The sequence below is a fragment of the Donghicola tyrosinivorans genome (genome assembly GCF_003003355.1).
GTDB lineage: Bacteria > Pseudomonadota > Alphaproteobacteria > Rhodobacterales > Rhodobacteraceae > Donghicola > Donghicola tyrosinivorans.
The window spans coordinates 123,729-138,159 of record NZ_PVTQ01000009.1 but is presented as its reverse complement, the minus strand read 5'-3'; the positions used below and the strand labels follow the sequence as shown (position 1 = coordinate 138,159).

General features: G+C 60.3%; 15 protein-coding genes. 3 read left to right on the top strand and 12 right to left on the bottom strand.

Features of this window, described 5'->3' with window-relative positions:
* The first annotated feature begins 286 nt into the window (after positions 1–286).
* Positions 287–1,885 carry a phosphoenolpyruvate carboxykinase gene (locus CLV74_RS13690; RefSeq protein WP_106265737.1) on the top strand — a complete coding sequence of 533 codons (1,599 nt, stop codon included), beginning with the start codon at positions 287–289 and terminating at the stop codon, positions 1,883–1,885.
* Between the two features lie 112 nt (positions 1,886–1,997).
* On the opposite strand, the gene CLV74_RS13685 is transcribed toward CLV74_RS13690, so the two are convergent.
* On the bottom strand, positions 1,998–2,765 hold the full coding sequence (locus CLV74_RS13685) for a sulfite exporter TauE/SafE family protein (RefSeq protein ID WP_106265735.1): 768 nt from the start codon (positions 2,763–2,765) through the stop codon (positions 1,998–2,000).
* Positions 2,766–2,913: 148 nt separating this feature from the next.
* Between CLV74_RS13685 and CLV74_RS13680 the strand changes: the two genes are divergently transcribed.
* Entirely contained in the window at positions 2,914–4,611 is a 1,698-nt protein-coding gene (locus CLV74_RS13680) for an acyl-CoA dehydrogenase family protein (RefSeq protein ID WP_106265733.1), read from the top strand.
* A 76-nt stretch (positions 4,612–4,687) separates the two neighbouring features.
* Here the strand turns inward: CLV74_RS13680 and recO are convergent, their stop codons facing one another.
* Positions 4,688–5,419 carry a DNA repair protein RecO gene (recO, locus tag CLV74_RS13675; RefSeq protein ID WP_106265731.1) on the bottom strand — a complete coding sequence of 244 codons (732 nt, stop codon included), beginning with the start codon at positions 5,417–5,419 and terminating at the stop codon, positions 4,688–4,690.
* 107 nt (positions 5,420–5,526) lie between these two features.
* Here recO and CLV74_RS13670 point away from each other — a divergent pair, with 107 nt between their 5' ends.
* A complete protein-coding gene (locus CLV74_RS13670; RefSeq protein WP_146134959.1) occupies positions 5,527–6,129 on the top strand; it encodes a Pr6Pr family membrane protein in 603 nt (200 codons plus the stop codon).
* Here the strand turns inward: CLV74_RS13670 and CLV74_RS13665 are convergent.
* The 10 genes from CLV74_RS13665 to CLV74_RS13620 form a co-directional block, all read right to left on the bottom strand.
* Positions 6,102–6,428: a DUF1491 family protein gene (locus tag CLV74_RS13665; protein ID WP_106265727.1), complete on the bottom strand. Its 327-nt coding sequence runs from the start codon at positions 6,426–6,428 to the stop codon at positions 6,102–6,104. The genes CLV74_RS13670 and CLV74_RS13665 overlap by 28 nt on opposite strands.
* Positions 6,428–7,333 (bottom strand): GTPase Era, encoded by a 906-nt coding sequence (gene era / locus CLV74_RS13660; protein WP_106265725.1) that lies wholly within the window; start codon positions 7,331–7,333, stop codon positions 6,428–6,430. The genes CLV74_RS13665 and era overlap by 1 nt, the downstream gene beginning before the upstream one ends.
* A 25-nt stretch (positions 7,334–7,358) precedes the next feature.
* Complete coding sequence (locus CLV74_RS13655; RefSeq protein WP_245888550.1) at positions 7,359–8,231, bottom strand: DMT family transporter; 873 nt, start codon at positions 8,229–8,231, stop codon at positions 7,359–7,361.
* Positions 8,228–8,917, bottom strand: coding sequence for a ribonuclease III (gene rnc / locus CLV74_RS13650; RefSeq protein ID WP_106265723.1), 690 nt, complete (start codon positions 8,915–8,917; stop codon positions 8,228–8,230). The genes CLV74_RS13655 and rnc overlap by 4 nt, the downstream gene beginning before the upstream one ends.
* Positions 8,914–9,750 carry a signal peptidase I gene (gene lepB, locus CLV74_RS13645; protein ID WP_106265721.1) on the bottom strand — a complete coding sequence of 279 codons (837 nt, stop codon included), beginning with the start codon at positions 9,748–9,750 and terminating at the stop codon, positions 8,914–8,916. The genes rnc and lepB overlap by 4 nt, the downstream gene beginning before the upstream one ends.
* A gap of 69 nt (positions 9,751–9,819) precedes the next feature.
* Positions 9,820–10,218, bottom strand: a complete 399-nt coding sequence (acpS, locus tag CLV74_RS13640; RefSeq protein ID WP_106265718.1) for a holo-ACP synthase — start codon at positions 10,216–10,218, stop codon at positions 9,820–9,822.
* Positions 10,215–10,835 carry a LysE family translocator gene (locus CLV74_RS13635; protein WP_106265716.1) on the bottom strand — a complete coding sequence of 207 codons (621 nt, stop codon included), beginning with the start codon at positions 10,833–10,835 and terminating at the stop codon, positions 10,215–10,217. Before CLV74_RS13635 ends, acpS begins: the two co-directional genes overlap by 4 nt.
* Positions 10,832–11,581, bottom strand: a complete 750-nt coding sequence (locus CLV74_RS13630; protein WP_106265714.1) for a pyridoxine 5'-phosphate synthase — start codon at positions 11,579–11,581, stop codon at positions 10,832–10,834. Before CLV74_RS13630 ends, CLV74_RS13635 begins: the two co-directional genes overlap by 4 nt.
* 19 nt (positions 11,582–11,600) lie before the next feature.
* Positions 11,601–12,203 carry a DUF2062 domain-containing protein gene (locus tag CLV74_RS13625; RefSeq protein WP_342753490.1) on the bottom strand — a complete coding sequence of 201 codons (603 nt, stop codon included), beginning with the start codon at positions 12,201–12,203 and terminating at the stop codon, positions 11,601–11,603.
* 75 nt (positions 12,204–12,278) lie between these two features.
* Positions 12,279–14,411: a RelA/SpoT family protein gene (locus CLV74_RS13620; protein ID WP_106265710.1), complete on the bottom strand. Its 2,133-nt coding sequence runs from the start codon at positions 14,409–14,411 to the stop codon at positions 12,279–12,281.
* Between the last annotated feature and the right edge of the window lie 20 nt (positions 14,412–14,431).

Below are 14,431 nucleotides of genomic sequence, written 5' to 3'. Positions count from 1 at the left end.
CTTTTTGTGATTCGGTAAAGTGACGTGACCGTTTTCAGCTCTTAACGTGTCGCTTTGAGGTTCTTAACGCGGTTAACGTTAACAGAGCGGCAACATATCGCAGGGCCCGAAAGATGATTGCGCTAAAGCGAATTTGGTTGCGCTAACAGTCACTTAGTCTGCTGTTCATTTCTAATTTCTGCATGTTATGGACCCACTTACTGCTAGTATGTGGTTCCCGCGTTCGAAAGTAGGAATGCGGGGTTGCGAATGAAATCTACCGCACGCGCGGACAGGAGTGAGAACAATGGCATTTGGACGGGTAAACCCCCAGCACCAGCTTGAAGATCAAGGGATCCAAGGGCTCGGCAATGTCTATTACAACCTGATGGAACCCGCGCTTGTTGAAGCCGCGGTTAAAAACGGTGAAGGCCGTCTTGGTAAAGGGGGCGCAATTCTGGTGTCCACCGGCAAGCACACCGGTCGTTCGCCCAAGGACAAATTTGTGGTCCGCACCCCCAGCGTCGAAGACACCATCTGGTGGGAAAACAACGCACCCATGGAGCCCGCAAAGTTCGACGTTCTGTACGCCGACATGCTGGAGCACATGAAAGGCAAAGACTACTACGTGCAGGATCTGTTCGGTGGCGCGGACCCCGCGAACCGTCTGGACGTGCGCGTTGTGACCGAACTGGCATGGCACGGCCTGTTCATCCGTCACCTGCTGCGCCGCCCCGATCGTGAAGAGCTGGACACATTTGTTCCGGAGTTCACCATCATTAACTGCCCGACCTTCAAGGCCGACGCAGAAAAGCACGGCTGCCGCAGCGAGACCGTAATCGCCCTGAACATGGACGCCAAGCTGATCCTGATCGGCGGCACCGAATACGCAGGCGAGAACAAGAAATCGGTCTTCACCCTGCTGAACTACCTGCTGCCCGAAAAAGGCATCATGCCGATGCACTGCTCGGCCAACCACGCCATCGGCAACCCTGTCGATGCAGCTGTGTTCTTTGGCCTGTCGGGCACCGGCAAGACCACTCTGTCGGCAGACCCCTCGCGTACGCTGATCGGTGATGACGAGCACGGCTGGTCGGACAAGGGCACCTTCAACTTTGAAGGCGGCTGCTACGCCAAGACCATCAACCTGAACGCCGAAGCCGAGCCGGAAATCTACGCGACGACCTCGAAGTTCGGCACCGTGATCGAGAACATGGTTTTCGATGACGAAACCCTTGAGTTGGACTTCAACGATGACAGCCTGACCGCCAACATGCGTTGCGCGTACCCGCTGCACTACATCTCGAACGCCAGCTACTCGGCGCAGGGCGGCCACCCCAAGAACATCATCATGCTGACCTGTGATGCGTTCGGTGTTCTGCCTCCCATCGCACGTCTGACCCCTGCGCAGGCGATGTACCACTTCCTGTCGGGCTTCACCTCGAAGGTTGCCGGGACCGAGCGCGGCGTGACCGAGCCCGAGCCCACCTTCTCGACCTGCTTCGGTGCGCCCTTCATGCCCCGTCGCCCCGAAGTGTATGGCAACCTGCTGCGCGACAAGATCGCCAAGCATGGTGCAACCTGCTGGCTGGTGAACACCGGCTGGACCGGCGGCGCCTACGGCACCGGCAAGCGTATGCCCATCAAGGCAACCCGCGCCCTGCTGACCGCCGCGCTGGATGGCAGCCTGAGCAGCGTCGAGTTCCGCAAGGACCCGAATTTTGGCTTTGACGTACCCGTTGATGTGCCCGGCGTTCCGGAAGTTCTGCTGGACCCCCGCCGCACCTGGGGTGACCCGGCGGCCTATGATGCGCAGGCTGAAAAGCTGGTGAAGATGTTCTCGGACAACTTCGAGCAGTATGTGCCGCACATCGACAAAGACGTGAAAGCAGCCGCCATCGGCTAAGCCTTGGCCACGTGGGGGCGCTGCCCCCACACCCCTGAGGTATTTTCACCAAGATGAAATAGAGACCGCCGCGATGGTTCGTGGCGGTTTTCTTTTGTGCGGGTGTCGGGGCTTAGGTCAAGCCGCGGCGGATGAGGTTCAGGCCGACGAAGAAGAGCACAAAGAGGGTGGCTTTGCGAAAGACCTTCTGATCAATCCGATCATTCACCTTGAGCCCGAGCCACATACCCACAAAGGCGGGAACCAGCAGGGCGAGAGAGAAGGGAATGGTTTCAGCGCGCACGACGCCTGAACCGATATGAGCGAAGAGAAGGACGAAGGCGCCGAGGCCATAGATCACCCCTTGGACACGGATGTGATCGGCTTTCGGGGTGTCCAGAGCGGTGAGGTAGGCAACCGTAGGCGGGCCCCAGACGCCGGAGAGGCCGCCAATGAAGCCGGCGAATGCGCCGATCGAGATCTCGACCGCGCGGCTTGGGGGAGAGGCGATGCGCAGAGGGATGCCCGCAAGCTGCGTTGCAGCGAAAAGCACGATTGGCACGCCGATGATCAGCAGCAGCACGTCAGCCGGAATAACCCTGACAAGTTGGGCGCTGATCAGCAGCACCACAAGGAGCGTACCCAGATAGCCCTTGAACCGCAGGAGTGATTCCAGCGCCGCCCGCCAGCCTTGGCGCAAGGCCTGTAGCCCATTGGTGGCCAGAGTGGGCAGAATCAGCCCTGCGAGAGCCAATTCAGGCGAAATAACAGTGGAAAGGCCGGAAATCAGAATCATGGGCATGGCGAATCCCACCATCCCTTTGACGATTCCCGCGATGAACGCGACACTGAGGGCCAGCGCAAAGGCCCATGGGTCCATGAGTGAGGTAATCATTTCCATGAATTACGCTTTATCACGGCCTTTAGGGCTGCGCTGACATTTTTCAATGCGCAACATTAGGTATCCTTTTGTCGCATTATTTGTATTTTTGTTGCGCTGCGACTGCAAAGGCTCTAGTTCTCTGCACTAGCATAACAGGAGATGACAGATGGCACATGACGGACAGGACATCGCAGCGCAGACCGCGACGCTGCTGCCTGATTTGCTGGCTCTGACCGAGGCAGCGATTGCGCCCGCCGAAGCAACGCTGGAGCGTGCCCGCCAGACCGTGCGGGCCATGGTGGTTGACGGGGATCGGGTCTCGAACGCGCTGGTTGAAGAGAACCAGACCGCGACCCACGGCCTTGCATGGCTGGCGACCTATGTGGAAGCCCTGCGCGAGATGCACCGTTGGGCGACTGAATTGAAGACAGAGGGCAAGTTCGGCGAGACCGAAGCGCTGATCCTGCAGATTGCCTTTGGCGAATACCTGAACCAGATCGCAGGCGGCATTCCCATGAACCAGGGCGAGTTGGTGCGCCTGTCGGATCTGGGTCTGCCCGCTGACACCGCGGCTTCTTTGATGACCGATGCGGTCAAGGCACTGATTGCTGGTGGCAACACCCAAGCGGCCCGTGGCCGTCTGGTGGCCATCATGCGTGACAGCCGCGCCAACCTGACCACCGGTCAGAGCGGTCTGGATGACGAGATGGAGATGATCCGCGAGCAGTTCCGTCGCTATTCGGTGGACCGCGTCGAGCCTCACGCCCATGAGTGGCACCTGAAGGACGAGTTGATCCCGCTGGAGATCATCAACGAACTGGCCGAGATGGGCGTGTTCGGTCTGACCATCCCCGAAGAATACGGCGGATTTGGTATGTCGAAGACTGCGATGTGTGTGGTCTCGGAAGAACTGTCGCGCGGGTATATCGGCGTTGGCTCGCTTGGGACCCGTTCCGAGATCGCGGCAGAGCTGATTTTGGCCGGTGGTACCGAAGAGCAAAAGCAACAGTGGCTGCCTGCGCTGGCCTCGGCCGAAAAGCTGCCGACCGCTGTTTTCACCGAGCCGAACACCGGTTCGGACCTTGGCAGCCTGCGCACCCGAGCGGTCAAGAATGCTGACGGTGACTATGAGGTGACTGGCAACAAGACCTGGATCACCCATGCGGCGCGGACCCATGTGATGACCCTGCTGGCGCGGACCGATCCGGCGACCGACAACTACAAGGGTCTGTCGATGTTCCTGGCCGAGAAGACCCCTGGCACCGACGATGAGCCTTTCCCCACTCCTGGCATGACCGGCGGCGAGATCGAGGTTCTGGGCTATCGCGGCATGAAGGAATACGAGCTTGGTTTCGACAAGTTCCACGTCAAAGGCGAGAACCTGCTGGGTGGCGAGGAAGGTCACGGCTTTAAGCAGCTGATGCAGACCTTTGAATCGGCCCGTATCCAGACCGCAGCCCGCGCCATTGGCGTTGGTCAGTCGGCGCTAGATGTCTCGATCCAGTATGCAGAGGATCGCAAGCAGTTCGGCAAGTCGCTGATCGAGTTCCCCCGTGTGGCCAACAAGCTGGCGATGATGGCGGTGGAATTGATGATTGCCCGTCAGCTGACCTATTTCTCGGCCCGCGAGAAGGACAACGATCGTCGCTGCGATCTGGAAGCCGGTATGGCCAAGCTGCTGGGGGCCCGTGTGGCTTGGGCGGCAGCGGACAACGGCTTGCAGATCCACGGTGGGAACGGCTTTGCGCTGGAATACACCATCAGCCGCATCCTGTGTGACGCCCGCATCCTGAACATCTTTGAAGGTGCTGGCGAGATTCAGGCGCAGGTGATTGCCCGTCGTCTGCTGGATCAGCGGAACTAAGGGGGCTCTGCCCCCGGCCTTGCGGCCTCCCCCGAGGTATTGGGGCCAAGATGAAATGGTGGGTGCCGGTCTTCTGTCAGGAGGCCGGCATTTGTCTTTGGAGGAGGTCGAGGAAGCGGGCGCGGGCTTCGGGGAGCGGGCGGTCGCCCATGGCGTGGGCGAGGTGCTTTTCGAGAAAATAGCCCGTGAGCGCGAGGCCGGTAAGGATTTCGCCGTCCGTCGTCGGGCCTTGCCCCAAGAGGCATTGGGGTAAGGGCAGGAGTTTCGGCGCCCATTCGCCTGCGCCTTCGGAGCTAACAGCGCGGCCGGTGCGGGGCGAGACATAGGCCAGATCGTCCATATCGCCGGTGACCGCACAGCGGGTCAGATCAAGGCCGAAGCCGAGGTCTTCGAGCAATGTCAGTTCCCACCTGAGGAAGGCCAGCGGGAAGGCTTGGGGGTGGGCGGTGAGGTCCATGAGCGTAACGCTGCGGATATAGAGCGGGTGATGTTTTTCCCGTTCGGGCAAAGCCGCGTGCAGAAGGGCCGTGGTGGCATTTAGGCCCGCCAGTGCGATCCGATCGGAAAGGGCAGCGCTGCGCGAGCGGACGGGTTCCACGGTGAAGGCCCCAAGCTGGTCTTCGAGGCGTGCACGCCAATGCACATCGATCTGGTTGCCCGGTTGTAGGACGGGGGCGGTTTTGCGTGAGGTTCCGCCGCGCACCACGCCATAGTGTCGGCCGTGATGTTCGGTGAAGACCTCGGCGATTACCGAGGATTCTCCGTGCTTGCGCACGGAGAGAAGGATGCCCTGATCTCGCCATTCCATAGGGATCACTATGGGGTTGCGCGGCCCTCTTGCAAGGGGGTGACGTGAGGGCTTTCTTGCGTCATAGGCGAGACGCGCGGCAGGGTGTTCCGCGAGGGAGGCCAATGATGCGGGTATTGATGCTGGTGATCGGGGTGTCGGCTTTATTTAGCCTGATCCTTCAGACCTATGCGGATTATGTGGCGGACGGGCCAGAGGCACGGCTGCTGGCGGTCTGGTGGAACATGCTGCGCTATTACACCATCCTGACCAATCTGGTGGTTGGTTTGTGTTTCGTGGCGCGGGTCCGCTTTACGGCCCATTGGGCGGGGGCGATCACCCTGCAAATTCTGCTGGTGGGCATCGTCTATCACGTGCTGCTATCGGCCACGCATCGATCAAACGGCGCGGTCGATGATATTGCCAACCACGGGCTGCACACGGTGGTTCCTGCACTGGTGTTCATCTGGTGGCTGGTCTTTGCACCAAAAGCCGGCCTGAGTTGGCCCAATCCGCTGCTATGGGTGATCTGGCCGCTGGTCTATTCTGCCTATGCCATCCTGCGCGGCACGTTCGAGGGCAAATATCCCTACTATTTTCTGGATTTACCGAAGCTGGGGCCGCTTGGCCTTTTGCGTGAGATGAGCATTGTGGCCGCAGGATTTCTGGTCTTCGGCTTCATCCTGCTGGGGATTTCCAAAGCCTATAGGCCCTCTTCGTCTAGCAGGTGACGGCCCTGACGGTCTTCGACCTCGATCACCCAGAGATCAGGATCAAAGCCGCGCTGACGGCTGAGGGCGGCGTCAACCTCTGGCTCGGACCCTTCAGCAAGTGTGGCCCAGACCCGCTCGCCGGTCATCAGGTCATAGCTGCGGTGGAATGCCTTGGCACGCCCGTCCAGTGTCGCCAGTTTGACGATCACGGCGCCCGCCGTATCATCCCCGTGGGCGACCACATAGGCGGGGATATCCGCCAGCCGCAGTCGCGCCAGATAGGCATGCACCCAGAAATCGGTGGCAAGACGGGCCATTAGTTCCCGTCTTTGAAGTCGAGACCCATCTCGCTATAGCGCTCGGCCTCATCCAACCATTTCTCACGCACTTTCACCTGCAGGAACAGATGAACCTTGCGGCCAAGGAATTCGGTCAGCTCTTCGCGGGCCAGTTTCGAGATCGCTTTGATCGTCTCGCCCTTATGGCCAAGGATGATGCCTTTGTGACCATCGCGGGCCACGTAGATGATCTGGTCCACGCGGGCGCTGCCATCGGGGCGTTCTTCCCAATGCTCGGTCTCGACCGTCAACTGATAGGGCAGTTCCTGATGCAGGCGCAGAGTCAGCTTTTCACGGGTCATCTCGGCGGCGATCATGCGCATGGGCAGATCGGCGATCTGGTCTTCGGGGTACAGCCACGGCCCTTCGGGCAGTTGGTCCGCCAGCCAGACGCGCAGGTCGTCAACGCCATAGCCCTTCTCGGCCGAGATCATGAAGGTCTTCTCGAACGGGAAGCGGTCATTCATGTTTTTGGTCAGGGCCAGCAGCACGTCACTTTGTACGCGGTCGATCTTGTTGATGCCCAGAACCACCTGACGGCCTTTGGATACATCGCCAAGGTTCTCAAGGATTTTCTCAACGCCTTCGGTGATGCCGCGGTGCGCCTCGATCAGCATGACGATGACATCCGCGTCCGCAGCGCCGCCCCAAGCGGCGGCCACCATGGCGCGGTCCAGACGGCGGCGGGGTTTGAACAGACCAGGGGTGTCCACGAAGACCAACTGGCTGTCGCCTTCGATCGCCACACCGCGGATACGGGCGCGGGTGGTCTGCACCTTGTGCGTCACGATCGAGACCTTGGCCCCCACCATGCGGTTCAGAAGGGTCGATTTACCTGCATTGGGTTCGCCAATCAGGGCGACAAAGCCTGCACGTTGGGTCATGGGTCTCTTTTCGAATCGGAATATGTCAGGGATTGGGGCGGTCTATCCGCCCTGCCCGCGCAGTGTAAACCCCGCAGAGCAGAATGATAAGGATACCTGTCCATGTCAGCAGGTCCGGCCATTCACCAAAAAGCACAAAGCCGAAGATGATGGCGAAGAGTTGGCGCGAATACCGGAACGGCGTCACGACGCTGATCTGCCCCGTGCGCATGGCCAAGGTCACAAAGCTATAGCCCAAGATCCCCGCAGCCGCAGTTGCCAGCAGGGCAAGTGTGGTCATCAGGGGCGGGACGGTAGGGGTGCCGCCGCCGACGCTCCACAAGATGACGCCAGCGACGGTCATGACGATGAACCCAAGGGTGCCAAGCTGGCGGGTGGTCATGGTGGCGGGGCTGGCACGGGTGGCCAGATCGCGGCCCGAAAAGCCAAGCATCGCCAGCACCGCAAAGATCGACACCGGATCAAATAGCGCAGGCGTCGGGCGGATGATCAACAGAACACCGATGAAACCAAAGCCGATGGCCAGCCAGCGGCGCCACGACACATGCTCACCAAAGAACACCACGGCGCCAACAACGACCACAAACGGCGCGGCCTGAAGGATGGCGCTGGCGCTGGACAGGGGCATCAGCGCCAAAGCCAGCGCAAAGGACAAGCGCCCAAGTAGCTCGGACGCCGAGCGCAGTAGCAGCGGGCGGGACAGGATTTGCGGATGCAGGACCCGTTCAGCCTTCAGCAGCGACAGGCTAGCAAAGCCGATCAGACCAAAGAGACCGAACATGGTCAGCGCCTGTCCGGTCGGAATGCTTTGAGTGGCAACTTTGAACAGTGCATCCTCGACCGCAAAGCCGCCCATCGAGGCAACCATATACAGGCTGCCAAGGCGGTTCTGCGTCACGCGGATTTGCCTTCCAGCGCGTCCAGCAGGCTTTTGGCTGCCGACTGTTCCGCCTGGCGTTTTGAGCCTGCACGGGCCTGTGCGCGTTCACCGGACTCCAAGGTCACCGACATGGTGAACATGGGCTGATGGGGCGGGCCGTCGCGGGCAATCTCTTCGTATTTCGGGGGCTGCTGCTTGCGGGCCTGCGCCCATTCTTGCAGGGCGGTCTTTGCGTCGCGGGCGTCTGCCTCAACGGTGCTGACGCGCTTACCCCAAAGACGCAGAACCAAGGCACGGGCCGTTTCAAAGTCCGAGTCGCGGTAGACGGCGGCGATGATCGCCTCCATCGCGTCGCCCAACAGCGCCTGCTTGCGGCGGCCACCGGACATCATCTCGGACCGGCCAAGCTTCAGAACGTCGCCAAGGCCAATCTCACGGGCCACCTCGGCGCAGGTTTCCTTGCGCACCAAGGCGTTGAAACGGGGGGCCAGCAGACCTTCGGCAGCGGACCTGTCAGCCTTCAGCAGCGCCTCTGACATAACCAGACCCAACACGCGGTCGCCCAGAAACTCAAGGCGCTGGTTGTCCTCACGGGTGGGCGAGGACATGGATGGGTGGGTCAAGGCACGCACAAGCAAATCGGGGCGTTCAAACGAATGCCCCAACCGCTTTTCAAACGCTTTCAGGTCGGCAGAAAGTTTCAATCGATCCTCTTGAAGAAACGGTCGCTGCGCCAAGTCCAGAAGAACAGCATCGAACGCCCCGCGGACGAGAACATGATGCGGTCGGCACGGCCAACGATGTTTTCATAAGGCACAAAGCCCACGCCGCCAATCGCCTGAGGCACGCGGCTGTCGGTCGAGTTGTCGCGGTTATCGCCCATGAAGAAGTAGTGACCTTCGGGGACGGTATAGATCGGCGTCTGGTCCGAGGCCTGACGGGTGATGTTCAGGATATCGTGCTGCACGCCACCGGGCAGGGTTTCGATCTGACGCGACTTGGTACACAGGGCACCTTCGCCGACGGGGCCGTTTTCACAGCGGGGGTACAAACCTTCGGGGCCTTGGGCGGTGAAGATCTCCTCGAACTGACCGCCATCTTCCAGACCAACCGCTTCGCCGTTGATGTAAAGAACGCTGTCCTTCATCTGGATTTCGTCACCCGGCAGACCGATCAGGCGCTTGATGAAATCCGCGCCCGATACGGGGTGGCGGAAGACCACAACATCACCACGCTCGGGGTCACCGCCCAGAATACGGTTGTTGTCGCCCTTGATGAAACCGCAGATGTCCTCGGCGTCGATATCGATGCCAAAGCGGGGCATCTTCACTGTCGGGCAAGAGGCGTAGGAATAGCCGTAGGCCATCTTGTTCACGAACAGGAAATCCCCGATCAGCAGGGTGTCCTTCATCGAGCCCGACGGAATCCAGAACGGCTGGAAAAACAGGGTGCGGAAGACACCGGCGATCAGGATCGCATAGACGACCGTTTTGATGGTCTCGATAATCGGGTTTCCGGCTTCGGTCTTGGCGGCCATAAAATCATACTCCGGCGGGATCAGTGCGGGTTTCTTGGGGGGCTGGCCCTCAAGTGTCAAGCGATGCGGTTACTTGGGACGGGCCTCGATCACCACAAAGGCCTGTGCCCACGGGTGATCATCGGTCAAAGTCACGTGAACAACGGCCTCATGGCCTGCGGGCGTCATCGCCGCCAGTTTTTCGGCGGCCCAGCCGGTCAGGTGCATCACCGGCGCGCCGGTCTCCAGATTGCTGACGCCCATGTCCTTCCAGCTGATCCCCATCGCCAGACCGGTACCCAGCGCCTTTGAACACGCCTCTTTCGCCGCCCAACGCTTGGCGTAGGTGCCTGCCTCATCCTTGCGGCGATTGGCGGTGGCCTGTTCCCGTTCAGTGAACACACGGTTGCGAAAGCGGTCGCCAAAGCGGTCCAGAGTGTTCTGGATCCGCTCGATATTGGCCAGATCGGAGCCGATACCCAGGATCATACGTTAACCATCAAAATCTTTAGACTGGCCGCCCCGAAGAGGGCGGCGAAGGTAAATTCAAACCAGCGGCGGGCCCGTTCATAGGCCGCAATCGCCGCCCTGCTGGAAAAGAGTAGCGAATAAACGAACAACACAAAGGCCGACGCCGCCATCAGGATCATCTGCAGGTGGAACAGATCCGCCAGCGGCGCGGAAGGCGGCAAGACCAGCGCAAAGACCGAGCCCCACGCCAGCACGGCCTTGGGGTTGGTCAGGTGGATCAACAGGCCCTTCAGATAAACCTTGGGCAATGCGCCTTCGGCGATCTTGGCCGTGATCGTCACGTCTTTCTTCATCGCCGACTTCAACGATTTTACCGCCAGAAACAGCAGGTAAGCCGCGCCTAGGTATTTCATCGCGGTGAACATCCAGACATGGGCCTGCATCACTGCGCCCATGCCCAAGATCGCCACCGTTGACCAAATCAGGCTGCCGGTGACGATACCGGCGGCAAAGGTCACTGCCTGTTTGCGCCCTGCCCGCATGGCAGTGCCCATGATCCCCAGCGTCGCGGGACCGGGCGAGCCAACCATCAGCATCCAGCCCCCGACGAACAGCGCCAATTGCAGTCCGGTCATGCCCGCGCCTCATCCATCAGGCGGCGCATTTCACGGATCGAGCCATCCAGCCCACGGAAAATCGCCTCACCGATCAGGAAGTGACCGATGTTCAGTTCCATCATCTGGGGCAGCGCCGCGACGGGCTTCACAGTGTCATAGGTCAGGCCATGGCCCGCGTGGACCTCGAGGCCCAGATCATGGGCAAAGGCCGCCATCTCGGTGATTGCGGCCAATTCACGGTCGCGGTCGTCAAAGCGCCCCTCGGCGTGGGCATCGCAATAGGCGCCGGTGTGAATCTCGATCACCTGCGCACCGATGCGGTGAGCGGCCTCGATCTGGCGTTTGTCGGCGGCGATAAAAATCGACACGCGGCAGCCAGCCTCACGAAGGGGCGCGATGAAATGGGCCAGACGGTTTTCTTCGCGGGCAACTTCCAGACCGCCCTCGGTGGTCCGTTCCTCACGCTTTTCTGGGACGATGCAGACAGCGTGCGGTTTGTGGCGCAGAGCGATGGCCTGCATCTCTTGGGTGGCGGCCATCTCAAAGTTCAGCGGGACCGTCAGCATCTCCATCAGACCGTCGATATCGGCGTCGCTGATGTGGCGGCGGTCCTCGCGCAGGTGGGCGGTGATCCCGTCAGCGCCCGCCTCTTCGGCGATGCGGGCGGCGCGCAGAGGGTCCGGCACGTTGCCACCACGGGCATTACGCACAGTGGCCACGTGATCGATGTTCACACCAAGACGGAGTTTTCCAGAAGGCTGCATAATCGCCTCTCTTTTCCTTTTAGTGGCCGCGGGACTTTTGTTCCTTGGCCTGCTGTTTTCTGTGCTTGAGCGCCGCAATCCGCGCCGCCAAGGCCCCGCGCCGCCGGTTCTGGTAGGCACGTATCAAAGGTAATGTGACGTAATAGCCGACCACGCCTAGGACCAATCCGGGCAAAAATCCCCCGACCAGATAGGGGATAAAAACCTCATGGTAAAAGACCAAGAGGCGCGTCCAGTCCACATGGTGACCAGTCAGAACCGCCCAAAGGTTGGCAAACAGGTCCTCACCCGCGCCGATGAACTTTGCCACAAGGGATTTGTCCAGCGTGTGATCGGGCGCGATCCCCAGCAGGAAATACCCCATCTTCATCGAGATTACCCCGATGGGCACATAGGTCAGCGGATTGCCGAAGAACGTCGCCGCCAGCGAGGCCAGAATATTCCCGCGCAGAAGCGATGCGCAGGTCGCCGCAACAACAAAGTGAAGCCCGTAGAACGGTGTGAATGTGGTAAACAGACCCGCCGCGATCCCGCGCGCGATCTTTTCCGGCGTGTCCGGTAGGCGCGAGACCCTGTGGCGAACGTAGTGAAAGGCCCGTGTCCAGCCACCTTTTGGATACACGAAGTCTTTCAAGATCTGCCAAGCTGTTCGTTTGTCACGACGCTTGAAGACCACGTCAGACCACCTTTCTCTCGGTTACTTCGACGAGCCCTCGGCCCATGCCGGATCGCGATAACGCGAAATCTCTGCTACATCACTCTCTGCTTGCAACGCTGTCATGACACGATGCAAATGTTCTACGTCTTTCAGGTCCGCATCGACGAATAACCGGTAGAAATCCGGCTTTCGGTCAACGAAATGCAGATCCGAGATATTGGCCTTCTGCTCGCCGATCAATGTGCAGATGCGTCCAAGGACACCTGCATCGTTGCTGATCGTCATATCCAAGGTAACGGCATAAGCCGCCGGATGTTCACCGCTGTGCCAATAAAGATCCATCCACCGGTCGGTTTGGTCCTCATATTCCGAGAGGGCCTCGCAATCGATGGCATGAACCACAACGCCTTCACCGCGCGAAACGATCCCGACGATCCGTTCCCCGGGGACCGGTTGGCAACATCTTGCCCGTCGGAAGCTTTGACCCGGCTCAAGACCCACCACGGCGCGCTTGGCGTCCACCTCGGGGGTGACGGTGGGTTTAAGGTTCGGATAGATCGCGCGGACCACTTCGGTGCCAGTCACTTCGGCGCTGCCAAGGCGGGCCAGCAGTTCGTCCGCGTCCTCAATACGCAGGGCGGTCGCGGCGGTGGTCAGGGCCTTGTCAGTCGCCTTCTTGCCCACATGCTCGAACGCCACACGGGCCAGTTCGCGACCCAGCTTGATAAAGCGTTCGCGGTCTTCGGCACGCAGGGCACGGCGGATCGCCGATTTGGCGCGGCCCGTTGCCACGATATCGATCCAAGTGACCTGCGGGGTCTGGCCTTCGGCAGTGATAATCTCAACGGACTGGCCGTTCTTGAGACGGGTCCACAGAGGCACCCGCAGACCATCCACCTTGGCGCCCACACAGGCGTTACCGATCCGCGTATGGATCGCATAGGCAAAGTCGATCGGAGTCGCGCCTTTGGGCAGCTTGATCACCTCGCCCTTGGGGGTAAAGCAGAACACCTTGTCGGTGTACATTTCCAGCTTCACCGCCTCTAGGAAAGCGTCGTGATCATCGTCCTCTTCGAAACGTTCGGTCAGGCCAGCCAGCCATTTCGCAGGGTCCACCGCAAAGGGGTTGCCGCTGCGCACACCGTCCCGATAGGACCAGTGCGCCGCCACGCCAGTTTCGGCCACGTCGTGCATCTGGCGGGTGCGGATCTGCACCTCAACCCGTTTGCCATCGCGGCCAGACACCGTGGTGTGGATCGAGCGATAACCGTTCGATTTCGGCTGGCTGATGTAATCCTTGAACCGGCCCGGAACCGCCCGCCAACGCTGGTGGATTGCCCCCAGCACGCGGTACACGTCATCCTCGGTGTCGGTGATGATGCGGAAGCCGTAGATGTCCGACAAACGGCTAAAGCCCTGATCTTTGGCCTGCATCTTGCGCCAGATCGAATAAGGCTTTTTCGCGCGACCAAAGACCTCGGCCTCGATCCCCTGCTTTTCCAGCAGCGCACGCATGTCGGCGGTGATCCGGTGGACCACATCGCCCGCCTCTTTGTGCAGCATGACAAAGCGGCGCATGATGCTGGCGCGGCCTTCGGGGTTCAGAACACGGAAGGACAGGTCCTCCAGTTCCTCACGCATCCACTGCATACCCATGCGGCCTGCCAGCGGCGCAAAGATTTCCATGGTCTCGCGCGCCTTCTGGGCCTGCTTTTCAGGGCGCATGGCCTTGATGGTGCGCATGTTGTGCAGACGGTCGGCCAGCTTGACCAGAATAACGCGCAGGTCCTTCGACATAGCGATGAACAGCTTGCGAAAGTTCTCTGCCTGCTTGGTCTCGGTCGAGGAGAGCTGAAGGTTGGTCAGCTTGGTCACACCATCCACCAGATCAGCCACCTCTTTGCCAAAGCGGGCTTCAACCTCGGCGTAGGTGGATTTGGTGTCTTCGATGGTGTCGTGCAGCAACGCGGTGATGATCGTCGCATCATCCAGACGCTGTTCGGTCAGGATCGCGGCCACCGCAACGGGATGCGTGAAATAGGGCTCGCCCGAGTGGCGGAACTGCCCTTCATGCATAAGGCGGCCATAGTCATAGGCCGCCTCGATCAACTTGGCATTTGTCTTCGGGTTGTAGTTCCGGACCAGGGCGACCAGGTCTTGCGCTGCAATCATTCTGGTTCAGCCCTAGGCTT